The organism is Streptomyces olivoverticillatus (assembly GCF_014203555.1).
Taxonomy (GTDB): Bacteria; Actinomycetota; Actinomycetes; order Streptomycetales; family Streptomycetaceae; genus Streptomyces; species Streptomyces olivoverticillatus.
Window position 1 is genome coordinate 314,159 of sequence record NZ_JACHJH010000005.1, and the last position, 23,197, is coordinate 337,355.

Annotated in this window: 18 protein-coding genes and 1 tRNA gene; 12 read left to right on the forward strand and 7 right to left on the reverse strand. The window is 72.2% G+C overall.

What is annotated here, in order from left to right:
• Positions 1 to 3: 3 nt before the first annotated feature.
• Positions 4 to 1,281: an MFS transporter gene (locus tag FHS39_RS18610; protein ID WP_184350463.1), complete on the reverse strand. Its 1,278-nt coding sequence runs from the start codon at positions 1,279 to 1,281 to the stop codon at positions 4 to 6.
• A gap of 250 nt (positions 1,282 to 1,531) precedes the next feature.
• Entirely contained in the window at positions 1,532 to 3,064 is a 1,533-nt protein-coding gene (locus FHS39_RS18615; protein WP_184350640.1) for a potassium/proton antiporter, read from the reverse strand.
• Positions 3,065 to 3,263: 199 nt separating this feature from the next.
• Between FHS39_RS18615 and FHS39_RS18620 the strand changes: the two genes are divergently transcribed.
• A complete protein-coding gene (locus tag FHS39_RS18620; RefSeq protein WP_184350464.1) occupies positions 3,264 to 6,131 on the forward strand; it encodes a penicillin acylase family protein in 2,868 nt (955 codons plus the stop codon).
• Positions 6,132 to 6,140: 9 nt separating this feature from the next.
• Here the strand turns inward: FHS39_RS18620 and FHS39_RS18625 are convergent, their stop codons facing one another.
• Entirely contained in the window at positions 6,141 to 6,731 is a 591-nt protein-coding gene (locus FHS39_RS18625) for a 5-formyltetrahydrofolate cyclo-ligase (protein WP_184350465.1), read from the reverse strand.
• Between the two features lie 81 nt (positions 6,732 to 6,812).
• Between FHS39_RS18625 and galU the strand changes: the two genes are divergently transcribed.
• From galU to FHS39_RS18665, 8 genes are all read left to right on the forward strand, one after another.
• Positions 6,813 to 7,715 (forward strand): UTP--glucose-1-phosphate uridylyltransferase GalU, encoded by a 903-nt coding sequence (gene galU / locus FHS39_RS18630; RefSeq protein ID WP_184350466.1) that lies wholly within the window; start codon positions 6,813 to 6,815, stop codon positions 7,713 to 7,715.
• Positions 7,716 to 7,719: 4 nt separating this feature from the next.
• Positions 7,720 to 9,051, forward strand: coding sequence for a molybdotransferase-like divisome protein Glp (gene glp, locus FHS39_RS18635; RefSeq protein WP_221462912.1), 1,332 nt, complete (start codon positions 7,720 to 7,722; stop codon positions 9,049 to 9,051).
• Between the two features lie 54 nt (positions 9,052 to 9,105).
• Positions 9,106 to 9,621 carry a cyclic pyranopterin monophosphate synthase MoaC gene (gene moaC / locus FHS39_RS18640; RefSeq protein WP_184350467.1) on the forward strand — a complete coding sequence of 172 codons (516 nt, stop codon included), beginning with the start codon at positions 9,106 to 9,108 and terminating at the stop codon, positions 9,619 to 9,621.
• Positions 9,618 to 10,139 carry a MogA/MoaB family molybdenum cofactor biosynthesis protein gene (locus FHS39_RS18645; RefSeq protein WP_184350468.1) on the forward strand — a complete coding sequence of 174 codons (522 nt, stop codon included), beginning with the start codon at positions 9,618 to 9,620 and terminating at the stop codon, positions 10,137 to 10,139. The genes moaC and FHS39_RS18645 overlap by 4 nt, the downstream gene beginning before the upstream one ends.
• The gene (locus tag FHS39_RS18650; protein ID WP_184350642.1) at positions 10,136 to 10,777 is read left to right on the forward strand and encodes a GNAT family N-acetyltransferase; all 642 of its coding nucleotides are present in this window, start codon (positions 10,136 to 10,138) and stop codon (positions 10,775 to 10,777) included. Before FHS39_RS18645 ends, FHS39_RS18650 begins: the two co-directional genes overlap by 4 nt.
• A gap of 162 nt (positions 10,778 to 10,939) precedes the next feature.
• On the forward strand, positions 10,940 to 11,986 hold the full coding sequence (gene sepX / locus FHS39_RS18655; protein ID WP_184350469.1) for a divisome protein SepX/GlpR: 1,047 nt from the start codon (positions 10,940 to 10,942) through the stop codon (positions 11,984 to 11,986).
• A 91-nt stretch (positions 11,987 to 12,077) separates the two neighbouring features.
• Positions 12,078 to 12,151 (forward strand) — tRNA-Ala (locus FHS39_RS18660).
• A gap of 313 nt (positions 12,152 to 12,464) precedes the next feature.
• A complete protein-coding gene (locus FHS39_RS18665; protein WP_184350470.1) occupies positions 12,465 to 13,055 on the forward strand; it encodes a DUF4232 domain-containing protein in 591 nt (196 codons plus the stop codon).
• A gap of 37 nt (positions 13,056 to 13,092) precedes the next feature.
• On the opposite strand, the gene FHS39_RS18670 is transcribed toward FHS39_RS18665, so the two are convergent.
• Both FHS39_RS18670 and FHS39_RS18675 read right to left on the reverse strand, forming a co-directional pair.
• Positions 13,093 to 13,356: a hypothetical protein gene (locus FHS39_RS18670; protein WP_184350471.1), complete on the reverse strand. Its 264-nt coding sequence runs from the start codon at positions 13,354 to 13,356 to the stop codon at positions 13,093 to 13,095.
• Between the two features lie 84 nt (positions 13,357 to 13,440).
• Positions 13,441 to 14,418: a trypsin-like serine peptidase gene (locus FHS39_RS18675; protein ID WP_184350472.1), complete on the reverse strand. Its 978-nt coding sequence runs from the start codon at positions 14,416 to 14,418 to the stop codon at positions 13,441 to 13,443.
• 241 nt (positions 14,419 to 14,659) lie between these two features.
• Here FHS39_RS18675 and FHS39_RS18680 point away from each other — a divergent pair, with 241 nt between their 5' ends.
• Positions 14,660 to 16,792: a tetratricopeptide repeat protein gene (locus FHS39_RS18680; RefSeq protein ID WP_184350473.1), complete on the forward strand. Its 2,133-nt coding sequence runs from the start codon at positions 14,660 to 14,662 to the stop codon at positions 16,790 to 16,792.
• Here the strand turns inward: FHS39_RS18680 and FHS39_RS18685 are convergent.
• Positions 16,703 to 18,505, reverse strand: a complete 1,803-nt coding sequence (locus FHS39_RS18685) for a hypothetical protein (RefSeq protein WP_184350474.1) — start codon at positions 18,503 to 18,505, stop codon at positions 16,703 to 16,705. The two genes, FHS39_RS18680 and FHS39_RS18685, sit on opposite strands and share 90 nt — an antisense overlap.
• A gap of 110 nt (positions 18,506 to 18,615) precedes the next feature.
• Between FHS39_RS18685 and FHS39_RS18690 the strand changes: the two genes are divergently transcribed.
• On the forward strand, positions 18,616 to 19,218 hold the full coding sequence (locus tag FHS39_RS18690; protein ID WP_184350475.1) for a hypothetical protein: 603 nt from the start codon (positions 18,616 to 18,618) through the stop codon (positions 19,216 to 19,218).
• Positions 19,219 to 19,443: 225 nt separating this feature from the next.
• Positions 19,444 to 20,898 (forward strand): translocation/assembly module TamB domain-containing protein, encoded by a 1,455-nt coding sequence (locus FHS39_RS18695; protein ID WP_184350476.1) that lies wholly within the window; start codon positions 19,444 to 19,446, stop codon positions 20,896 to 20,898.
• Positions 20,899 to 20,974: 76 nt separating this feature from the next.
• On the opposite strand, the gene FHS39_RS18700 is transcribed toward FHS39_RS18695, so the two are convergent.
• Positions 20,975 to 23,161: an alpha-N-acetylglucosaminidase gene (locus FHS39_RS18700; RefSeq protein ID WP_184350477.1), complete on the reverse strand. Its 2,187-nt coding sequence runs from the start codon at positions 23,159 to 23,161 to the stop codon at positions 20,975 to 20,977.
• Positions 23,162 to 23,197 lie beyond the last annotated feature (36 nt).

Sequence of the window (23,197 nt, forward strand, 5' to 3'; positions counted from 1 at the left end):
CCGTCAGTCCACCGAAACGGGCTCACGGTGACCGACCCCACGTGCCGCGACGAGCGATTCGCCCTTCGGCGTGAGTGCCTTGCGCAGCACGAGCAGGACCGCCAGGGCCAGGGCCGTGCCGCCCAGCGGCACCAGGAATCCGGTGCTCGCGGTGTGGGCGTCGATCAGCCGGCCGCCCACGGTCGCGCCCGCCGCCTGGCCGAGGCCCACCGCGCCGGTCAGCCAGGTGAAGGCCTCGGTGCGGCTGCTCGCCGGGACGAGCTTCTCGACCAGCGTGTAGCCGGTGATCAGCGACGGGGCGATGCACAGGCCCACGAGCAGGCCCAGCCCGCCCAGCAGCGGCAGCGCGTGCGCCGCCCACAGCGGGGTGGTGGCCAGGGCCAGCAGCGGGTAGGCGGTCAGCAGCCGGCGCTGCGGGCTCGACTTCCACGCCACGGCGCCGCAGACGATGCCCGCGATCATGTTTCCGGCCGCGAACGTGCCGTACATCAGACCGTTGAGGCCCGGCTCGCCGAGCTCCTTGGTGAAGGCGGTCATCGACACCTGCATGCCGCCGAAGACCGTGCCGATGCCGAGCATGGTGATCGCCAGCACGCGCACGCCCGGCACGGACAGCGCCGAGGCCTGCTTCTCGCGCTGCCCGCCCGCGGCGCGGACGGTCTGCGGCTGGGTGCGCCGCTGGGAGGCGAAGAGGAGGCCGCCGACCAGCGTCAGCACGGCCTCGGCGACCAGCCCGGCCGCCGGGTGCACGCCCGTGGCCAGCGCGGTGGCGAGCACCGGGCCGATCACGAAGGTGAACTCGTCGGTGACGGACTCGAAGGCCGCCGCCGTGCTCATCAGGGGCGAGCCCTCCAGCTTGGCGGCCCAGCGGGCCCGCACCATCGGGCCGATCTGCGGGGTCGAGGCGCCGGCCGGCACGGCCGCCGCGAACAGCGCCCACAGCGGGGCGTCCGACAGCGCCAGCGCCGTCAGCAGCGAGATCGCGGCGGCGTGCACGATGACGCCGGGGATCAGGACCGCGCCCTGCCCGAAGCGGTCCGCGAGCTTGCCGCTCTGCGGCGCGAACAGCGCCATCGAGACGCCCGCGGTCGCCGAGACGGTGCCCGCGGTTCCGTATGAGCCGGTGGTGTGGTTGACCAGCAGCAGGATGCCGATGGTGAGCATCGCGAAGGGCTGCCGGGCCAGAAAACCGGGGAGCACGAACGTCCAGGCGCCGCGGGTCCGCAGCAGCTGTCCGTATCCGGGCCGTGCCCCGGCGGGGTCGTGGACCGTGGATGCCACGGTCGGGCCTTTCCGCCGCCTGGTAGCACGCTCCGGAAACGACGTCGTCGCCACGGAGCGCGCCGAGAGCTGTCCTCTCGCGCAGGACCGTGGTAGATGCCTAGCCGGCCGCCTTGTGGTGCGCGACCGCGGCCGCCGTGCGGTCGCGCCAGCTCTGCATCAGACAGAGTTGGTTCGGTTTGTCGGTAAGTGTCAGCAAGTAACTCGAATAGTTTACTTACGCTACTTCCTCTTTACCATACCCGCCTCTTCACCAGGGTCGCCGTCCGCTTGTGGCCTTCGCCGCATCTTCGGCGGGGCCCCCGCCCGTGCCCAGCCAGCCCGCGAGCTTGCCGCCCTCGCCGACCGCCCGCAGCCGCTTCTCGGCCGCGTCGCGCACCGGGTCGGTGGCCACCACCAGCAGTTCGTCGCCGTGCCGGAGCACCGTCGAGGGGCCGGGCACGAAGCTCGTGCCGTCCCGTACGACCAGGGTGACCGCGGCCCCGGCGGGCAGCCGCAGCTCGGAGACCTCCACGCCGTGCATCTTCGAGCCCTCGGGGATCGCCACCGACAGCAGGTGTCCGCGCAGCCGCTCCAGCGGCGCCGACTCGATGCCCAGGTCCTCCGGCTCGGAGTCGCCCAGCCGCAGGTGCCGGGCGAGCCAGGGCAGCGTCGGGCCCTGCACCAGGGTGTAGACGATCACCAGCACGAAGACGATGTTGAAGATCCGGCGGCTCTCCGGCACCTCGGCCACCATGGGGATGGTGGCCAGCACGATGGGCACCGCCCCGCGCAGGCCCGCCCACGACAGCAGCACCTTCTCCTGCCAGGGCGTGCGGAAGGGCGCGGTGCTGAGGAAGACGGACACGGGCCGCGCCACCACCGTCAGTACCAGCCCCACCACCAGCGCGGGCATGATGTCGGCGCCCAGCTCGTGGGGGGTGACCAGCAGGCCGAGCAGGACGAACATGCCGATCTGGGCGATCCAGCCGAGCCCCTCGGCGAAGCCCCGGGTGGCGGGCCAGTGCGGCAGCTTGGCGTTGCCGAGGATCAGCGAGGCGAGATAGACGGCCAGGAAGCCGGAGCCGTGCGCGAGCGCGCCGCCCGCGTAGGCCACGGTCGCGATGGCCATCACGGCGATCGGGTAGAGGCCGGAGGCGGGCAGCGCCACGTGCCGCAGCCCGTACGCGCCCAGCAGGCCGATGGCGAGGCCGACGGCGGCGCCGATGGCCAGCTCCAGGGCGATCTCGCCGAGCAGCAGGTACCAGTGGTCGACCGGGCCGGCGGCGGAGAAGGCCACGACGAGGATGACGACGGGGGCGTCGTTGAAGCCGGACTCGGCTTCCAGGACGCCGGTGAGCCGGCCCGGCAGGGGCACGTTGCGCAGGACCGAGAAGACCGCCGCCGCGTCGGTGGAGGACACCACTGCGCCGATGATCAGGGCCTGCCGCCAGTCGACACCGGCCAGATAGTGCGCGGCGGCCGCGGTGACGCCGACGCTCACCGCGACACCGAAGGTGGAGAGCACGGCCGCGGCGGGCAGGGCCGGTTTGACCTCGTGCCACTTGGTGCCGAGGCCGCCCTCGGCGAGGATCACGACGAGTGCCGCGTAACCGATGACCTGGGTCAGGCCCACGTCGTTGAAGACGACGCCGATGCCGTCCTGGCCGATGGCGACGCCGATGCCCAGATAGATGAGCAGGCTGGGCAGCCCGCTGCGCGATGAGACCCGTACCGCCGCCACTGCGACGAGCAGTACGAGCGAGCAGATCAGCAGGAGTTGGTTGAGGTGCTGGACAGTCAGGGGCCGGTCCCTTCACGAGGTCTTGCCACGGGATAGTTCATTTCCTCATCTAATATTTTACGGGTTCTTGACGCGTGCTCGTGATGACGGCCGTCGCGCGGGCGGCGCAAGCAACGGCACCGCTTCCGGGTGGCCGACGCCCTGCGCCTATGGTTGCTTCCAGCATTCCCAGGACCACCCTGCCCCTCTAAGGACAGCGATGCCCGCCAATAAGACCGGCCCCGGCAAGAAGAAGAAGGGGCGACGCGCCCGCCTGCTCGTGATCTCCCTCGTGCTGCTGCTCGTGGCGGGCGTCGCCTACGGTGCGTACTGGAGCGTGGGCACCGTCCGCGCCTCCTTCCCCACGACCAGCGGAACGCTCCAGCTCAAGGGCCTGTCGGGCCAGGTGAAGGTCGTCCGTGACGACAAGGGCATCCCGCAGGTCTACGCGGACAACGCCGAGGACCTCTTCCGCGCCCAGGGCTTCGTGCAGGCGCAGGACCGCTTCTGGGAGATGGACGTCCGCAGGCATCTGACGGCGGGACGGCTCTCCGAGATGTTCGGCTCCGGGCAGGTGGAGACCGACGCCTTCCTGCGGACCATGGGCTGGCGCAAGGTCGCGCAGCAGGAGTACGACACCAAGCTGTCGCCCGCCACCAAGAAGTATCTGCAGGCCTACTCCGATGGGGTCAACGCCTACCTCAAGGACCATCAGGGCAAGTCGCTGTCGGTCGAGTACGCGGCCCTGTCGTTCGAGAACGACTACAAGCCCGAGCAGTGGACGCCGGTCGACTCGGTCGCCTGGCTGAAGGCGATGGCGTGGGACCTGCGCGGCAACATGCGCGACGAGATCGACCGCTCGCTCGCCTCGTCCCGGCTGAGCCCCCAGCAGATCGAGCAGCTCTACCCGGCGTACCCGTACGACCGGAACAAGCCGATCGTCGAGGGCGGCTCCGTCGACCCCGCCACCAAGGCCTTCGACCCCAAGGGCAGTGCGACCGGCACCCAGGGCGCCGGCGGTGCGGCGGCCGCGACCGGCGGCGCCGGCGCCGCCGCCGGGCTGCACAGCAGCCTGTCGTCGCTCTCCGGCACGCTCGACAAGATCCCGGCGCTGCTGGGTCCCAGCGGCAACGGCATCGGCTCCAACTCCTGGGTGGTCTCCGGCAAGTACACGACCACCGGCAAGCCACTGCTGGCCAACGACCCGCACCTGGCACCGCAGATGCCTTCGCTCTGGTACCAGATGGGCCTGCACTGCAACGCGGTGAGCGCGCAGTGCCCGTTCGACGTGGCCGGCTACACCTTCTCCGGCATGCCGGGCGTCGTCATCGGCCACAACAAGGACGTCGCCTGGGGCATGACGAACATGGGCGCCGACGTCTCCGACCTGTACCTGGAGAAGGTCACCGCCGACGGCTACCTCTACGACGGCCAGCAGAAGCCCTTCGTGACCCGCAAGGAGACCATCAAGGTCGCGGGCGAGAAGAGCCGTGAGATCACCGTCCGCGAGACCAACAACGGCCCGATCGTCTCGGACCGCAACGACGAGCTCGTCAAGGTCGGCGAGAAAGCGCCCGTGAAGGACCCCGCGCCCGACCGCGGCGACGGCTACGCGGTGGCGCTGCGCTGGACCGCGCTGGACCCGGGCAAGACGATGGACGGCCTCTTCGGGCTGGACCAGGCGAGCGACTTCGCCTCCTTCCGCAAGGCCGCGGCCGACTTCGAGGTGCCCTCGCAGAACCTGATCTACGCCGACACCAAGGGCAACATCGGCTACCAGGCGCCCGGCCGGATCCCGGTGCGCGGCAAGGCCGAGAGCGCCAAGGGCGAGGGCCAGGGCGAGACGCAGGGCCAGGGCCAGAACCAGCAGAACCAGACCGAGGGCCAGACGCAGGGCACGGGGGCCTCGGCCGCCAAGACCCCGGCGCCCGACGGCCGCTACCCCGCGCCCGGCTGGGACTCGGCCTACCAGTGGTCCGGCTGGGTGCCGCAGTCCGCGCTGCCGTGGGACTACAACCCCAAGCGCGGCTACATCGTCACCGCCAACCAGGCCGTCGCCGACAAGAAGTACCCCTACCTGCTGACCGAGGACTGGGGCTACGGCACCCGCAGCCAGCGCATCAACGACCTGATCCAGTCGAAGATCAAGGACGGCGGGAAGATCTCGACGGACGACATGCAGAAGATGCAGATGGACAACAGCAGCGAGATCGCCAAGCTGCTGGTGCCCTACCTGCTCAAGGTCGACGTCAAGGGCGACAACGAGCGCGAGACCAAGTACGTCCGCGAGGCGCAGCAGCTGCTCAAGGACTGGGACGGCAACCAGGAGGCCGACTCCCCGGCCGCCGCCTACTTCAACGCGGTCTGGCGCAACACCCTCAAGCTGGCCTTCGGCAACAAGCTGCCCAAGGAGCTGCGGGTCAAGGGCCAGTGCCTCCAGGTGCGCCCGCCGGACGGCAACGCCCCGCAGGACGACCTCAACGGCCGGGCCCGCCTGGTCACGGAGTGCGGCGAGCGCGAGCCGGACGCGGCCCAGCCGGACGGAGGCGACCGCTGGTTCGAGGTGGTCCGCTCCATCCTGGACAAGCCCGACAACGACTGGTGGAAGACCGGCGGCCGCGCCGGCACCGCCAACCGGGACGAGCTGCTGGCGCGCGCCCTGAAGGACGCCCGCTGGGAGCTGACCTCCAAGCTCGGCAAGGACGTGAACTCCTGGAGCTGGGGCCGGCTGCACCAGCTGACGCTGAAGAACCAGACGCTCGGCAAGGAGGGCCCCGGCATCGTCCAGTGGATGCTCAACCGCGGCCCGTGGAACCTGGCGGGCGGCGAGGCGGCGGTCAACGCCTCCGGCTGGAACGCGGCGGGTGGCTACGACGTGGTCTGGGTGCCGTCGATGCGGATGGTGGTCAACCTCGACGACCTGGACAAGTCGCGCTGGATCAACCTCACCGGTGCCTCGGGTCACGCGTACAACGCGCACTACTACGACCAGACGGACCAGTGGGCCAAGGGCGAGCTGCTGCCGTGGGCGTTCAGCGCGGACGCGGTCAAGAAGGCCGGGGCCGACGTGCTGACGCTCAAGCCCTAGCCGGCAGCGCTAGCCGAACCGGTGCACCCCGCCAGGGGTGATCACCGCGTGCACGGGGTGGTCGTGCGGTTCCTCCGGGACCCGCGCGACCACCTCGTCGTCGTAGAGGAGTGCGACGAGGGAGGGGCCGGTGCCCGCGCGCTCCAGGCGGGCCAGCACGCGGTCGTACGAGCCGCCGCCCCGGCCCAGCCGCAGGCCGCGGCCGTCGACCGCCAGGCCGGGCAGCAGCACGGCGTCCGCGGCGGTGACGGCGTCCGGCCCCAGGCGCTCGCCGTCGGGCTCCAGGAGACCCTTGGCGGCCCGGACGAGATGGCCGGCCCCCCGGTAGAGTCCCCAGTCGAGATCGTTGTCCGGGAGGAGGACCGGGAGCAGGACGCGCACGCCTCGGGCGCGCAGCGCGTCAAGGAGCGCGCGGGTGCCGGGCTCGCGCCCCACGGAGACATAGGCGGCCACCGTTTCCGCCTCCGCCAGCTCGGGAAGTTCCAGGGCGCGGCGGCCGAGCGCGGACTCCGCCGCCTCGACGTCATCCGCGGTCAACCCGGCCCTCACCGCCAGGAGGGCACGGCGCAACTCCGCCTTGCTAACGTCATAATTGATCATTACTCGTACAAACTCCTTGTCTCGGGTCATAATCGTTGGAACCTCATCTTGCGCTCATTTTCAACGGATAGTGTTCCGTCCATGACTCACTCGCGACCTCGGATCAGCAAGGCTGTCATCCCCGCAGCCGGGCTCGGCACCCGCTTCCTTCCGGCCACCAAGGCCACGCCCAAGGAGATGCTGCCGGTCGTCGACAAGCCCGCCATCCAGTACGTGGTGGAGGAGGCGGTCCACGCCGGGCTGTCCGACGTCCTGATGGTCACAGGCCGCAACAAGCGCCCCCTCGAAGATCACTTCGACCGGAACTACGAGCTCGAAGAGGCCCTGCGCCGCAAGGGCGACGAGTCCCGGCTGGCGCGCGTGCAGGAGTCCAGCGATCTGGCCACCATGCACTACGTGCGCCAGGGCGACCCCCGGGGCCTCGGCCACGCCGTGCTGTGCGCCGCGCCGCACGTGGGCAACGAGCCCTTCGCCGTGCTCCTGGGCGACGACCTCATCGACGCCCGCGACCCGCTGCTCTCCCGCATGGTCGACATCCAGCGCAGGCACGGCGGCAGCGTGATCGCGCTCCTGGAGGTCGACCACACCCAGATCGGCCTCTACGGCTGCGCGGAGGTCAAGCCCACCGACACCGAGGACGTCGTCGAGGTCACCGGGCTCGTCGAGAAGCCCGACCCCGAAGAGGCCCCCAGCAATTTCGCCATCATCGGCCGCTACGTCCTGGATCCGGCCATCTTCGACGTGCTGCGCGAGACCAAGCCCGGCCGCGGCGGCGAGATCCAGCTCACCGACGCCCTCCAGTCGCTGGCCGCCGAACCGGCCCTCGGCGGGCCCGTGCACGGCGTGGTCTTCAAGGGACGCCGCTATGACACCGGCGACCGCGGCGACTATCTCCGTGCCATTGTCAGGCTGGCATGCGAACGTGAAGACCTCGGTCCCGACTTCCGGGCCTGGCTTCGCAGTTACGTCACCGAGGAGATGTAGCGCTTTGAGCAGCAGCACCGACGGCACGGCCGCGGCAGAGGTCCACGACGGCCGAGACCTCGAGGACCGCCTCTGGCCGGTGGAAGAGCACCTCGCCGACATTCTCGGCAAGATCCGGCCGTTGGAGCCGATCGAGCTGCAACTCCTCGACGCCCAGGGCTGTGTGCTCGTGGAGGACATCACCGCCCCCGCCGCCCTGCCCCCCTTCGACAACAGCTCCATGGACGGCTACGCGGTCCGCGTGGCCGACGTCGAGGGCGCCACCGAGGAGTTCCCGGCGGTCCTCACCGTCGTGGGCGACGTGGCGGCGGGCGGCGGCGAGCCGCCCGTCGTCGGCCCCGGCGAGGCCGCCCGCATCATGACCGGCGCCCCGCTGCCCCCCGGCGCCGAGGCCGTCGTGCCCGTCGAATGGACCGACGGCGGCACCGGCGGCGGCCCCGCCACCGCCATGACCGGCCCGGGCGGCGACTCCGGCGAGGTCCGCGTGCACCGCCCGGCCGGGGCCCGCGCCCACGTCCGCGCCCGCGGCAGCGACGTCACCGCCGGAGACCTCGTCCTGCGCGCCGGCACCGTCCTCGGCCCGGCCCAGATCGGCCTGCTCGCCGCCATCGGCCGCGCCACCGTGACCGTACGGCCCCGGCCGCGCGTGGTCGTCATGTCCACCGGCAGCGAGCTCGTCCCGCCCGGCGAGCGGCTCGGCCCCGGCCTCATCCACGACTCCAACAGCTTCGTCCTGACCGCCTGCGCCCGGGACGCCGGAGCCCTGGCCTACCGCGTCGGCGCCGTCGGCGACGAGCCCGAGACGCTGCGCGCCGCCCTGGAGGATCAGCTGGTGCGCGCCGACGCCGTCGTCACCAGCGGCGGCGTCAGCGTCGGCGCCTACGACGTCGTCAAGGAGACCCTGTCGGGGCTGACCGCCGAAGAGGGCAGCGTGGCCTTCCGGCGGCTGGCCATGCAGCCCGGCAAACCGCAGGGATTCGGCCGCATCGGCCCCGACCGCACCCCCCTCTTCGCCCTGCCCGGCAACCCCGTCAGCTCCTACGTCTCCTTCGAGCTCTTCGTCCGCCCGGCCCTGCGTGCCCTGATGGGGCTGGAGCCGGTGGACCGCCGCACCGTACGGGCCGTGTGCACCGACGGTATCGAGTCCTCGCCGAAGGGCCGCCGCCAGTACCTGCGCGGCCGCCACGACCCGGCCACCGGCCGCGTCACCACCGTCGGCGGCGCCGGGTCCCACCTGGTCAAGGCCCTCGCCGAGGCCAACGCCCTGATCGTCGTCCCCGAGGACACCACCGGCGTCGAGCCCGGGGCCGAACTGGACGTGGTGCTTCTCGACTGACCGGGCGGGCCGCCCGGTACGGTGGCTGCCCACAGGGACCGGACCGGGAGAACGATGAGCAGCGCCCAGGACCAGCAGGATCACCTCACCCACCTCGACGACGCGGGCGCGGCCCGCATGGTCGATGTCTCGGCCAAGGAGATCACCGCCCGCACCGCCCGCGCCAGCGGCCGGGTGCTGCTCTCCCCGCGCGTGGTCGCACTGCTGCGCGGCGAGGGCGTCCCCAAGGGCGACGCCCTCGCCACCGCCAGGATCGCCGGCATCATGGGCGCCAAGCGCACCCCCGAGCTCATCCCGCTCTGCCACCCCCTCGCGCTCTCCGGGGTGAAGGTCGACCTGGCCGTGGCCGACGACGCCGTGGAGATCCTCGCCACGGTGAAGACCACGGACCGCACGGGCGTGGAGATGGAGGCGATGACGGCGGTCGCCGTCGCCGGGCTGACGGTGATCGACATGGTGAAGGCGGTCGACAAGGCCGCAGTGCTCACGGACATCCGCGTCGAGGAGAAGACCGGCGGAAAGTCCGGCCCGTACGTCAGGGGAGTCAGGGGCGAAGGAGCCGGTGCATGACGGCGCACCCCTACCGCGCCCTCGTCGTCACGGCCTCCAACCGCGCGGCCGCCGGCGTCTACGCCGATAAGGGCGGCCCCCTCCTCGCGGCCGGGCTTCAGGAGCTGGGCTTCCTCGTCGACGGCCCCCGCGTGGTGCCCGACGGCGACCCCGTCGAGGCCGCCCTGCGCGAGGCCGTCGCCGCCGCGTACGACGTCGTGGTGACCACCGGCGGCACCGGCATCTCGCCCACCGACCGCACCCCCGAGGCCACCCGGCGCGTACTCGACCTGGAAATCCCCGGCATCCCCGAGGCCCTGCGCGCCGAAGGCATCGCCACCGTGCCCACGGCAGCCCTCTCCCGGGGCCTCGCCGGGATCGCCGGGCGCACCCTGATCGTCAATCTGCCGGGCTCCACCGGCGGGGTCCGCGACGGCCTGGCCGTCCTCGGGCGCCTCCTGGTCCACGCCGTGGACCAGCTCCACGGCGGCGACCACGCGCGCCCCGCCGCCCCGGACAGACCCGGGGGTACGAGCTGAACGGCATCTGGCCGGTCGAGCTGGCCGACGGCGGGGTCACGCTGCGCCCCATAAAACTGCGCGACCAGCGCATCTGGCGCGAGGTCAACCGGCGCAACCGCGACTGGCTGCGCCCCTGGGAGGCGACCGTCCCCCCGCCGCCGCCCGGCAGCCCCGTCACCCAGCGCCCCACCTACCGGCAGATGGTCCGGCACCTGCGGGCCGAGGCCCACGCCGGGCGGATGCTGCCCTTCGTGATCGAGTACCGGGGCGAGCTGGCGGGGCAGCTGACCGTGGCGGGGATCACCTGGGGCTCGATGTGCTCGGCCCACATCGGCTACTGGGTGGACGAGGCGGTCGCGGGCCGCGGCGTGATGCCGACCGCCGTCGCGCTCGTCGTCGACCACTGCTTCCGCTCGCTCGGCCTGCACCGCGTGGAGGTGTGCATCCGGCCCGAGAACCTGCCCAGCCGCCGGGTCGTGGAGAAGCTGGGCTTCCGCGAGGAGGGGCTGCGCCCCCGTTATCTGCACATCGACGGCGCCTGGCGCGACCACCTGGTCTTCGCGCTGACCGCCGAGGAGGTGCCGGAGGGGCTGCTGACCCGCTGGCACCGCTCCCGGCCGGTCGGCGGCCCCGGAGCGGCCCGGGAAATCAATTAGCGAATGAACCGAATAGACGTTCGAAATTGACTGTCAATTGACGGTATTCGCAGCGATCCGGTCCCAACAATCACAAAAAAAGTTCGAGATATCAGCCGGATCGTGCGACACACCGCGCCAATTGGCGGAATCTGCTGTCCGTACCCCTCTACGGTGTGAACCGTGAGCAGCAGCGGCCTGATCTACGCAGTCATCGTCGGGGCCTGGGCCGCCTACTTGGTGCCGATGTGGCTCCGTAGGCAGGACGAGCTCAATGAAGCCCGTCCGACGGAACGCTTCAGCACGGCCATCCGGTTGCTGTCCGGACGGGCGGGCATGGAGCGCCGTTACGCCAAGGACCTCGAGGGGAGGGCCTCCGCCGACGCGCCGGTCCCAGCGGACCCCGCGGAGCCGGAGCCCGCGGCCCCGGAGCCGGACACCGCGACCGAAGCGGTCGACGTCCGGTCCTTCGGCGCGCCCGCGTCCCCGCCCGCGGCCGCTGCGGCGCCCGCCCCGGCCTCCGTGGCGGCGCAGACGGCGGCCGAGCGGGCCCGGCGCTCCAAGGTGCTGGCGCGCCGCCGCCGCACGACCGTGCTGCTCTTCCTGGCCTTCACCCTCGGCGCGGTGGTCGCGGGCGTCGGCGGGCTGGAGTTCCTGTGGGCCCCGGCCGCGCCGGCGGCACTGCTGAGCGCGTACATCGTCTACCTGCGTACCCAGGAGCGGCGCCGCTTCGCCTTCACCATGGACCAGCAGCGGGCCGAACTGGCCGCGCAGCGGCTGCGCGAGGGCCGACCCCGCCCTCATCAGGCGGCGCCGGAGGACGCGGACGCCGCCGCCGTTGACACCGTGATCCATCCGGCGCCCGCCCCGGCGGGCCTGTCGGCGCACAGCGCGGGCCGCCGCGCGCTCGTCGAGCAGACCGACCACGCGGAGTGGGTCGACCAGCAGCGCGACCGCGGCGAGGGCGAGGGCTGGGAGCCCGTGCCTGTGCCGCTGCCCACCTATGTCTCCGCGCCCGTCGCCCCGCGCGCGGGCGACGACGGTGAGCGCGGCGCCCCGGACCCCTGGAGCTCCGCCCGCTCCAGCACGGCCGGACCCTCGGCGGACCAGAAGCCCGCCGAGGAGGCCCGCCGTCCCGCGCGCTACCGCCGCCGCCCCCGCGAGCGCGGCAGCACCCCGCTCTTCGACCAGTACGCCGACGACACCCGCCCCCGCGCCGCCAACGAGTGACCTGCGCCGCTCCGGTGGCCCTGACCAGCGGGTGCCGGGGAGCGGATTTTTGAGCACTCCGACGGGGATGCTAGAGTTTCACTCGTTGCAAGGGCCTGTGGCGCAGTCCGGTAGCGCACCTCGTTCGCATCGAGGGGGTCAGGGGTTCGAATCCCCTCAGGTCCACAGCAATGACTGTTCTTGAGTTCGCTCGGGGATGGTTCGAAGATCCCGTCCGATCAGAATTGATCGGGCGGGATCTTTGCGTTTCCGGGTTTCTGTGTTTTCGGGTTTTCGGGTTTCCGGGTTTGTTCCGTGGCCGTTCCGCCCTTCCCGGCGTTCCGGGCCGGCGTTCCAGGGCGGGGCATCGCCGCAGGTCAGAGGGGGTGGAATCGTTCCAGCATCCCGGACTGCGGGCGGACTGTGGCACCCGGGACGAGACACGGCGCACGGTTGGGCCATCCGAACCGATCACGGCGAAAGGCCAACCATCGTGTCCATGAAGTCCGTCCTGTCGTCCGCCTCCGCCCTCCTGCTCGGCGCGGTCGCGCTGACCGCGTTTCAGTCCGGAACCGCCATGGCGGCCACGGGTGCGGGGGCCAACTCCGACAGCGACAGCTACGCCTACTCGCACCCGTGCTCCATGCAGCAGCTCTCGGTGCAGGTGTTCAACACGAACGCGACGCCCAGCCGGCGGTTGATCGAGGTGCACAACCTGGGCGCGAACTCCTGCGGTCTGAGCTACTTCCCGCTGGTCCACCTGGGCAACTCGCACTCCGCGGACCGGAGCCACGACGTCAAGCCGCTCGTCCCCGGCGGGCTCGGCGGCGCACCGGCGTACCCGGTGCATGCCGGGCAGACCGCGTACGCGGTCGTCGACCTCAACCCCAGCGGCGCGACCACCGGCAGCGACTCCGGAATCGACGAGCTGAGCATCCTGCCCGACGGTGACCACATGCCCAACGCCGACACGCTCAACTTCCCCCTCGGGGACGGCGCGGTCGTGCTCAGCCCGAAGCTCGGCCTGTACCGGGACAACAGCGGCGACGCGATCGCCTCCGCGGCCGAAGCGGACACGCCGCAGTCCTGATCCGAACGCCCCCGGCCGGAATGCGGCCGGGGGCGTTTCAGCGGTTCCCTGCGGAGGGTCGCTCTCCGGCGCCGTGCCCATCGTCGGCCGGGGTGATGCCCATGTCGGCGGGGCGGGCCTCGCGCATGCGCTCGGGAGTCCAGTACGAGGCCGCGTCCGGCCCGCCGTCGTGCACCGTCGTGGGTGCGCCCGCGCCGCCCCCGGCCGGCTCCGGTGCTGGGTCGCGGTAGGCCGAGACGGTGACGGTCACGGCCGCCGCCAGGATCAGTGCCGTCATGGCGGCCACGGACTTGCGCGTCATGGTGGCTGGCTCCTCGGTCGCCGGGATCCGTGGGCTACGGACGGCGCTTCGACGTCCCGGGCGTCAAGGCGGTTCCCTCCGGCCTCAGTTGTGGGCCATCTGGTCGTAAAGGTGGCCGATGTCGTTGTCGAAGTACGGGCTCCAGATGTCCTTGGGCGGCTCCGTGCGGCGGCTGGTGACCGCGTAGACGTCCCCGAGGCCGGTGGAGGTGTTGTAGTTCCTCAGCCAGGGGCCGCCGCTGGCTCCGCCGACCATCGTGCAGCCGACCCCGACCTGGTACTTGGAGTGCTTCCAGGTGGTGAGGTTCTGGCAGTAGTAGGGGCGGGAGCCGTTGTACGGCGGGTCGGCCGGGTAGCCCCACACCGTGACCTTCTGCTTGAAGCCGTAGTTGACGCCCAGGCCGTTGCCGCCGACCCGGTCGACGAGGCGGCCGCCGTTGTCCCACAGGTTGAGGATGGCCACGTCGAGGTCGAAGTCGCTCTTCTGGATCCACCCGTTGAACGTCCGGGCGTAGTGGTAGCTCCAGCGGCCGTACGGTGCGTTCCCGTTCCAGTAGGCGGGGACGTAGGTCCACTTGGAGTGCCAGCCCATGCCCTTGCCGCCGTGCACGCAGTGCCCGGCCGTGACGACCATGTTCTTGGTGGGGTTGTTCACCGACGAGGCGGAGCACGAGCGGGGCACGCCCTTGGAGTCGGTGAAGAAGACCCGGCCGACCGTGGGGGTGAGGTTCAGCCCCTGGAGCCGGGCGTCGTGCGCGAGCGGGGCCTGGGAGGCGGCGAGTTGCCGGGCGGCCGCGCCGTGCGCCGCAGGTGTGGCGTCCTTGGCCGAGGGGCCGCCTGTGGGGCGGGGCGCGTCGGCGGGGACGGCCGAGCGCATGCGCTCGGGGGTCCAGTAGGCGTCCAGCGCCTGGTTCTGCCTGTCACCGCTGTGCAGGGTGGTGTCGGGTGCGGCCTGCGACGTACCGGCCGTCGGGCTCGCCACGGCCTGGGAGGCGGCGAGGGGGAGGGCCAGGAGCCCGGCTATCGCCGCGGCGGCCGCCCGGAGTAACGGATATCTGGACAAGATCACTCCAATTCGGGTCGATTGGCGTGAAGAGGGTGCATTGGGTGCGGTGTTGGAAGAAACAGCTCCAGGGGGAGTGGCCGATACCGGGCTGTCGAGACGGGCGGGATGACCCGAAGCGGCTGTCGGGACGGGGTGGGGAGGTCGTAACCGAGAGGCCGGATTCCGTCATGTCGCAGGCCGTCGGCTGTCAGACTGCGGACGTCGTGACGGGCGGGCGGGGCGGGGGAGTGGCGGCGGGATGAACGCGGTGGACAACACCATCTCGGGCGGGGAGTTCGGCACGGCCATCCAGGCCCGGTACGCCACGGTGACCCAGCACTTCCACGGCGCCGTCACGCCGCCGCGCGTGCCGCGGATGCGCCCGCCCGCCCCCGAGGGGTTCGTGGACCGCGACCCCGTCTGCGCCGCCCTGGACGAACTGAGCGGCCGCCGGGCCGTGCGGACGTCCGTACAGGTCGTCGCGATCACGGGCCTGCCCGGCGTCGGCAAGTCCGGCGTCCTCGCGCACTGGGCGGCGGCGGACGGCCGGGAGGAGGACTTCCCCGGCGGGACGTTCTACGCCGACCTCAGCCCGCGGGGACGGCTGTCGCCGAGCGACCCCGCGAGCGTCCTCCGGACGTTCGTCGGCGCCCTCGGCACCCCGCGCTCCGAAATGCCCGCCGACGAGGATGCCTTGGCCGTGCACTTCCGGTGGCTCACCTCCGACCGGCCCTGCCTGGTGCTGCTCGACGGCGTGGTCAATCCGGCACAGGTGCCCCACCTGCTGCCCGGACACCCGGCGGGCATGGTGGTGCTCACCAGCCGGCAGCGGCTCAGCGGGCTGCGCAGCCTCGACATGCCCAGACCCGACTACCTCCCCCTCGACGCGCTCGACGACGACAACTGCGCCCGGCTCCTCCTCGGCTCCGCCGGACGGGAGGAGACCGTGGACGGGGCCGAACTTCGCACGGTGGTCCGGGTCCTGGCCGGGCTGCCGCTCGCGGCCCGCATCGCGGGGGCGCTCGCCGACGATCCCCTCGGTGGCGGGCTCACCGAGCTGGCCCGGCAGCTGACCGACCCGCCGTCCCTGGTGAAGGAGCTCGCCGTGCCCGACGGAGAGGCCGTGGGCCCGGCCTTCGCGATGGCGTACGAAGCGCTGGACGAGGACGGCGCCCGGACGTTCCGTGCGCTCGGCGTGCACCCGACGACGGATATGGCCGACGAGCTGGTCGAAGCGCTCGCCGGTGGCGGTGCGGACGGCCGCCGCGTCCGGCGGGCCCTGCTCGAAGCGCACCTGCTGGAGCCCGCGAGCCGCGGGCGCTGCCGCATGAACGGGCTGATCCACGCCTACGCCCGGGAGCTGGCCCGGCGGGAGCCGGACGCCCGCGCCGCCACCGAAGACTTCCTGGCCGACTGGTACCTGCGGCGCGCCGCCGCCGCGGAGTTGCTGCTCTCCCCGCGCTGGCACCACGGGGCGGTGTTCGCCCGCCCGGAACTGCTCTCCGGGGTCTTCGACAGCCGCGAGCAGGCCCTCGACGCCATGGAGCGGGACCGGGAGAACGTCGCCGTCGTCATCGAGCGCGCCTGCGCCGCCGGACGGTACGACACCGTCTGCCAGCTCGTCGAGGCGCTGCACGGCTTCTTCTTCCGGCACAAGCACCACGCCTTGTGGATCGAGGCCTGCCGGAGCGCAGTGGAGGCCGCCGGGCACCTGCAGGGCACCCTCGCGCCCGCGCGCATGCACTACGAGCTGGCCTTCGCGCTCATCGACCGGGGCTCCCCCCAGGACCTGGCGGAGGCGGAGAGCCACTACGGCCGGTCGCTCGCCCTCGCCCGGGAGGCCGCCCACGCCCGTACGGAGTCCTCGGCCCTGGAAGGCCTCGGGCAGGTGGCGGCCCGGCAGGGGCGGCCGCTGGAGGCCCTCGACCGTTTCCGCGAGGCGCTGCGGGCGCTGGGGGACACGGATCATCCGCGGGGCCGGGTCCTGCTGGAGTACCACCAGGGGCAGGCCGCCGGTGCCGCCGGGCAGCACGAGGAGGCCGCCCGCCTCCTGCTCTCCGCGGCACGCCGCTTCGCCGCCCTGCCCGTGCCGGACCGCCACAACGAGGCCAAGAGCCTGCTGCGTTACGGCCGGGCCCGCCTCGCCGCCGACCGCCCCGACGAGGCGCTGCCCCGCCTGGAGGAGGCGCTGGGGATCCTCGCCGGGCTCGACGCCCCCAAGGACGAGGCCGATGCCTACCTGGCGCGCGGTGACGCCCACGCCGCCGACGGCCGGGCCGAACGGGCCCGCGCCGACTGGGAGTCAGCCCTCGGCCTCTTCCGCCGCTTGGGCAGCATCGAGGTCGGGCAGGCCGCCCGCCGGCTGGCCGGTCCGGCGCAGGGACAGGAGTGACCCGCCGGTCCCCGACCCGACCGTGATCTCGGCACTGCCGCCGTCGCCTCCGTCCTCCGCCAGCCAGGCGTAGAGCACGGACGCGGCCACCGCGGGTCCGGCCCACCACGCGGGCCGGTGCCAACGGGCCGTGTACGCGCGCCCGTCGCGCAGGAACAGGGTGCAGGTGTCCCCGGCGGCCGGTACGGCCACGATGCCGCAGCCGAGGTGGCGGGCGAACAGCCGGCCGGGCTCGGTCGTACGGCGGGCGACGACGATGTCGGCCACGTTCGCCCAGCGCCGCTCGGGCTCGCCCTCCCCGACCACGACGTGCGGGTCCCGCAGGTGGGGACCGGGCTCGTCCTGGAGCGCCGCCGGGTAGCGCCGGAACCGCACGGCGGGCCGGTCGCCCGCCGTGCAGTGCGTGTCGACGCAGTGCGTGTCGACGAACATGGGCGGGGCGGCCGGAGGGCGGCGCGGGGCGGGCACGGTGAGCGGCAGCGGAACGGGGAACGCGGTCGCCGGACACGAGGGTTCCGCGAGCTTCAGGTGCTCGTAGCAGAGCGTGCGCATCCGGCCGAGCGCCTCGCCGGGGTGCGAGGTGACCAGCCCGGCGGCCTGGGCGAGCCGGGTGTCCCCGGTCTGGTGACGCATGGCGTGCTCGATCTGCGGGCGCAGTGGCCGGTACGGGAGCACGCGCGGCAGCAGCCGGCCGAGCCGCGCCATGGGCGAGCCGGCCGCCACGCAGTCGTCGTCGAAGGAGGCGAGCATGCCCGGCAGCCCGGACGAGGCCGCATAGAGGGTCAGCGAGCCGTGGTCGCCGAGGAAGGCGTCGGCCGCGCATATCGCGGCTTTCCAGGTGTCGCTCTCCGGCCGGGGCAGGATGAGCCCCTCCCGTACGAACGGCTCCAGCCACGAACGGATTTGGCGGCCGCCGTGCCCGTACCAGGCATTGGGGTGCACGGCGGCGATGACGCGGTATTCGTCGCGGGGGAGTTCGGCGAGGACCCGGCGGAGGAAATGGGGATCCGTGCCCAGCAGGGAACGTCCACCCCAGGTCGAGGTGGCGAGTATCAGTTTCTGGCCGGGGTGAATTCCGAGGGATGCGCGGTAATCCTCGCGGAACGGGGCGGAAGCCCGGATCTGGTCGGCGCAGGGGTCACCGATGACATGGGCGAAGGGAACTGCTTCCGGGCATCCGCTGCGCAGGCGTTCCAGCTGCTCCTCGTGCGACAGGACTATCGCGGAGGGAATCACATCGCCGTCGTGCACGAGCCACTCGGCCGTCAGGCCGAAGGCTCCCGGCTCCCGGCTCCCGGCTCCCGGCTCCCGGCTCCCGGCTCCCGGCTCCCGGCTGAGTTTTTTATTGTATCCAGCGCCGTGCGGCGAACCGATGAGCGGTGCGGATATCTCCTGGAGATCTCCACCTCTGCTGGTGCTGACCGCCAAGTCGAAATCCTGTGCCCGGGCCTCGCCCCAGGGAATCAATGCGAATTCGCGCGCCGCCGCGAATTCCTCGATTCCGTGGGCGAATGGAGAGGACCCGACGCAGGTGAAGAAGACCTGCACCCGAGGATCGCCGTCGAAGACGGAGAGCAGGTCCATGAGCCGGGTCGCGGACGTGACGTTGTGGATGACGCCGAGGACGGTGCGCTCGTAGGGGACGGTGCGCCATCGGGCGGGCAGCCCCGGCGGGTTCGCGTGCCGCAGCGTTTGCCCGCCTTCGCCCGTCATGCCGCCCCCGTGCTCCGCTCCGACGTACTGCACCCTACGCAGCCCCCGTAACGTAGCCGAGATCCAAGAGAACGGAAGCAGTACCGATATACACGGGGAAATCCTTGCTGATGCCACGCACGCATGCCATGCCGCTCCGCCGCACCGCGCTCGCCGCCGGGGCCCTGCTCGCCGCGCTGTCGCTGACCGCGTGCGACGGCTCCACCGGGAGCGGGTCGGGCGGGGGGTCCAACAGCTCCTCGGCGAAGGCCGACCAGCCGCTCAAGCTCGGCCAGCCGAGTCCGGAGACGCAGGAGGTCCAGCGGTACAACAAGACGGGCAAGTTCACCATCACCCCGCAGAAGGTGGTGATGGGCAAGCCCGCCGACCTCGACGAGCTGAAGGACCAGAAGTACAAGGGCTACACGCTGGCGTGGGCGTATGTGAAGGCCAAGCTGGTCGGCGGTGACACCCCGTTGAGGGGCCCCATGATTGCGACCAACGTGGGGATGCAGATGGAGGGCGGCCAGCAGGGGACCCGGCTGATAGTCCTCATGGGTGGCCTGAGCAGCAGGCCGGCCGACTGCCACAGCGAGGACACCGAAGCCGTCTGGCAGAAGGGCGACGAGCCCACGCTGTGCGTGCCCTTCGTGGTGCCGGAGGGCAGGAAGGTCGCCTACGTCCTGTACTCCAAGGGGTTCAGCGCGGCGCCGCTCAAGTGGGCGGTTGAATAACGGACTTTTCCGTCCCGGGTGACATGTGAGGGAGATCATGTTTCCCGGGCGGAAGAAACAGTTCTGCGCCTCGATGACGCGTGGCACGATCATGCGGATCGCTGTGTACCTGCGAGTAATCGCAGCTCCAAGAGCGGTCGTCATCTTTCCCGTTGCCGTGTGATGCGCGCCCGTGGGGTCACTTCCCCGCGGGCCGCCCCCACCTCACGCTCCCGAGGATCAACTTTGCGCAAAACCATCAGGTATGCCGCTTTACCTGCACTGACCGCCGCGTCCCTGCTCGTCGTCACCGGCTGTGCAGGTTCGGGCAATTCCGCGGCGGGCAAGGGCGGTGACGCCGAACCCGTGGCGGCCACCGCTGCCGCGCCGCAGCTCGCCGTCGCCGCGGCGCCTGCCGGGGCGGGCGCGCCGAGCGCCGTGGCCCATCCGTCCGACGGCGGCGGCCGTCAGGCGGCCAAGTCCTCGCTGAAGGTCGCCAAGTTCGACCAGAGCACCGGACGCGCCGTCATATCCCCGGCGGCCACGGCCGCCAAGCCCGTCCCGCCCAAGCGGAAGGGCGTGGCGCCGCAGCCCAGCGCCACGGAGAAGCCGGAGGAGAAGAACGTCGCCGTCGGCGACGTCATCGCCAGCGCTCCGGCGCCGGGTGCCCCCCACGGTGTCCTGGCCAAGGTCACGCAGGTGCTGGGCAAGACCGACGAGGGCACCGAGGTCAACACGGCCCCGGCCACCCTCGACGCGCTGCTCGGTGACTCCGAGGCCAAGGGCAAGGTGCCCGTCGACCCGTCCTCGGTCAAGGTCGTGCCGCTCCTCCCGGGCGTCAAGGCCTCCTGGACCAAGCCCGGCGGCATCGAGGTCGGCCCGCAGGGCGCCAAGGTGCCCCTGGGCAGCCTGCGGCTGGACGTCGGCGCCTCGATCCCCACGCCCAAGGGCTCCCCGGTCACGGCCGAGGCGTCCGCGACGGGCTTCGTCCAGCTGGCCCCCGAGGTCGACTTCTCCTACGACGGCAAGGGCTTCGGCCACGCGCCCGGCACCGCCTCCCTGGCGCTGTCCGGCGACCTGTCGGCGCAGTGGGAGCTCAAGGGCCAGGCGGCCGCCACCACGCAGGACAAGCCGGTGCGGCTGCCCTTCGCCAAGCTGCACGCCGACCCGGTCATCCAGGTCGGGCCGGTGCCCGTCGTGGTCAACCTCGACCTCACCTGCTACCTGCAGGTCGATGCCGAGGGCAAGCTCAGCGTCGACGTCCGCCAGGACATGAAGGGCGACTTCAAGGTCGGCGGCAGCTACACCTGGGGCAAGGGCTGGTCGCCGATCACCAAGGCCGACTTCAACGCCAGCCCGGTGCGGGCCACGGCGAGCGCGTCGGGCAAGGTCAAGGCGACGCTGGGCGCCGAGGCGTCCCTCGGTCTGTACGGGGTCGTGGGCGTGAGCGCCGACCTGGCGCCGTACCTGCGGGCCGAGGGCGAGGCCACCGCCACGGGCGCCACGGACGGGACCGGTTCGGTCTCCGGCAAGTGGGGCGCGTACGGCGGCCTGGATCTGACGGGTGCGCTGCAGGCGCAGCTGAAGATCTTCGGCACCCCCGTCTTCGAGCGGAAGATCCCGCTGGATCTGCTGCACCGCGAGTGGAAGCTCGCGGGCGGCGAGGGCTCCCTCAGCACGCCGAAGAAGCGCGCGGCGTAGTTCTCACGGTGCCGTTGAGCGCCGGACGGGCCGACTGCGGCCCGTCCGGCGCTCTTTCGTTTCACAGCCTCTCGTGTCACAGCCGTGAGGCGACCGTCCGTGCGATGCGCACGATGTCCCCGGCCGGCCTGGTCCGGGTCGTGGGACGGCTCCTGGCCCAGTGGTCCTCCACGGCGTACCAGTCGACGGGCCTGGGCGCCCGGCCCGCCGCGAGTGCCGCGTCGAGTTCGGTGAAGTACGTCTTCCAGCGCAGCCGGTAGAGCCCGCCGACCAGGCCGGACCACTCGCGGTTGGCGTAGTCGTGCAGCTTGCCGCCGTCGGCCGAGGCGCGCGGGCCCCACACCGTCAGCAGGGACAGCGCGTCCGCGGCCAGGCGGTCGCGCTCGGCGTCCGAGGAGCCCCAGGAGCGGGCGTCCGCGATCCAGCGGCCCAGCAGGTGGCTTTCGCTCGTCGCGACGGCCTGTTCCAGCAGGTCCATCCAGTCCAGCCACTGGCGGGTGAGCTCGCCGAAGCGGGTGCGGTTGCCGTCGTCGTAGGCGGCCTTGATGCGGGGCAGCAGCTGCCGGCTGCGGTTGGCGATCGACTGCCGGGCCACGTCGAGGAGGTCGTGGCGGTAGGCGGAGCTGCCGCGCAGCGCGGGGGCGACGGCCAGGAGCGCGGGCAGGGCCTTGTCGAACTCGGCGGCGTCGTACCGCAGCCGCCGCGGCGACCAGGTGCCGGCGCGGTTGACGGCCAGGTCGGGCCGGGCGCCGAAGAGTCCGTCGGCCTGCTCGCTCCAGCCGTCGGTGCGGGAGGTGCCGTAGGCGGTGCGGCGCAGCACGTCCCAGGCGCGTACGGCGTGGGCGTCCTCGCCGCCGTAGCGGTATCCGGGCCAGCGCGTGAACCAGTCGCGGAGGTCGACGGGGGCGTCGCTCCAGGCGAGGTCGGCGAAGAGGGCCAGGCCCGCGGGGTTGTTGTCGGCGGCCTCCGGCATCAGGGCGATGCCGGAGAGGGCGCTGCCCTCCTTCGTCCGCCAGCGGTGGTAGAGCTCGGCCCAGTCGGGGGCGTTGGCGCCGAGCGCGGTGTGGCCGCCGAAGTTCCAGATGGAGCCGAAGGCGTAGGGGGTGCCGGCCCAGTCGGCCTCGCGGTCGGTGACGTTGGGGTAGTGGTCGGAGATGCCGTCGAGGACGAGCATCCTGTCGCGGTCGACGGCGTCGACGATCTCGCGGCGCGGGTTCTCCTGCCAGCCGAGGATGGCCCAGGTGGCGTCCGGGTGCGCGGTGCGCAGCGCCTTCTCGACGGCCCGGGCGGCGGCGCCGACGGGGACGTCCCCCGGGTTCCCGCCCTCGTGCAGCAGGTCCATCTTGTACAGGGTGCTCTCGCCGCAGAGGTCCTGCTGCACCCGGTAGAAGGTCTGGGCGACGCGGGCGAAGTGGGGGGTGCGCGGGTCGAGCCAGTCGGGGCGGCGGAAGCCGCCCCAGTCGCCCTGGGGGACGGTGCGGGCGCCCTTGTTGCGCTCGGCGAAGCCGGGCGGCACGGTGCCGTAGTAGCCGGGCAGCACGGGTGTCATGCCCAGCTCGCGCAGCCGGCGCACGATCTTCTGGGCGAGGGCCGCGCGGCGGTCGAGGAGTTCACGGGAGACGGGCCCGCCGAAGGAGGCCATGTTCTGCAGCAGCCACCACGGCTGGTGCGCGGGCCCGGGAACCCACCGGCGCAGTTCGGCGTCGCTGTAACCATGTTCGAGAAAGGTGCGGTGGTAGACGGCGTCGGCGCCCGTGTAGACCAGCACTTCGTTGAAGCCGTGCAGCGCCAGCACGTCGAGTTCGCGTTCCCAGTAGTCCCAGCCGTGGTACGGGCCCGTGTAGCCGTCGTTGGTGTCGTTGAGGACGAAGCGGTGGGCCACGTTCGCCTCGCGGGCGAGCGGGGAGCGGACGGCCGGGAGGCGCTCGGGCAGCTGGGTCTGCTCGCCCGCCCAGGAGAAGTGGGCGTGCGCCACGTGTCTGAGGTACCAGTGCAGGCCGGTGAGCTGGACGGCCGGTGTGCTGCCCTCCACGGTGATGCGGCCGCTCTGCCCGGACACGCGGAAGGCATCGGCGCCGCCCGGGCGGCGCACGGTGCGGAAGGTGACCTGACCGTGGTGGCGGGGCAGCAGCCGGGCCAGCGCGGCCGCGGCGGCTCCCGCTTCGCCCGCGGCGGCCAGGGCTTCGGCGGAGGGGACGCCTGCCGCCCCCAGGGCGGCCGACCCGGCGAGGGCACCGAGGAGCGTGCGACGGGTGATGTGCATGAGTGACCTCCACCGTGGCGCTGAGGGCGACCGGAC

Excerpts from the sequence above, each read along its gene's own strand:
- FHS39_RS18620 (WP_184350464.1), top strand. The coding sequence starts at position 3,264 with ATGCCCGCCAATAAGACCGGCCCCGGCAAGAAGAAGAAGGGGCGACGC.
- FHS39_RS18625 (WP_184350465.1), bottom strand. The coding sequence starts at position 6,731 with ATGATCAATTATGACGTTAGCAAGGCGGAGTTGCGCCGTGCCCTCCTG.
- galU (WP_184350466.1), top strand. The coding sequence starts at position 6,813 with ATGACTCACTCGCGACCTCGGATCAGCAAGGCTGTCATCCCCGCAGCC.
- moaC (WP_184350467.1), top strand. The coding sequence starts at position 9,106 with ATGAGCAGCGCCCAGGACCAGCAGGATCACCTCACCCACCTCGACGAC.
- FHS39_RS18645 (WP_184350468.1), top strand. The coding sequence starts at position 9,618 with ATGACGGCGCACCCCTACCGCGCCCTCGTCGTCACGGCCTCCAACCGC.
- FHS39_RS18665 (WP_184350470.1), top strand. The coding sequence starts at position 12,465 with ATGAAGTCCGTCCTGTCGTCCGCCTCCGCCCTCCTGCTCGGCGCGGTC.
- FHS39_RS18670 (WP_184350471.1), bottom strand. The coding sequence starts at position 13,356 with ATGACGCGCAAGTCCGTGGCCGCCATGACGGCACTGATCCTGGCGGCG.
- FHS39_RS18680 (WP_184350473.1), top strand. The coding sequence starts at position 14,660 with ATGAACGCGGTGGACAACACCATCTCGGGCGGGGAGTTCGGCACGGCC.
- FHS39_RS18685 (WP_184350474.1), bottom strand. The coding sequence starts at position 18,505 with ATGACGGGCGAAGGCGGGCAAACGCTGCGGCACGCGAACCCGCCGGGG.
- FHS39_RS18690 (WP_184350475.1), top strand. The coding sequence starts at position 18,616 with ATGCCACGCACGCATGCCATGCCGCTCCGCCGCACCGCGCTCGCCGCC.
- FHS39_RS18700 (WP_184350477.1), bottom strand. The coding sequence starts at position 23,161 with ATGCACATCACCCGTCGCACGCTCCTCGGTGCCCTCGCCGGGTCGGCC.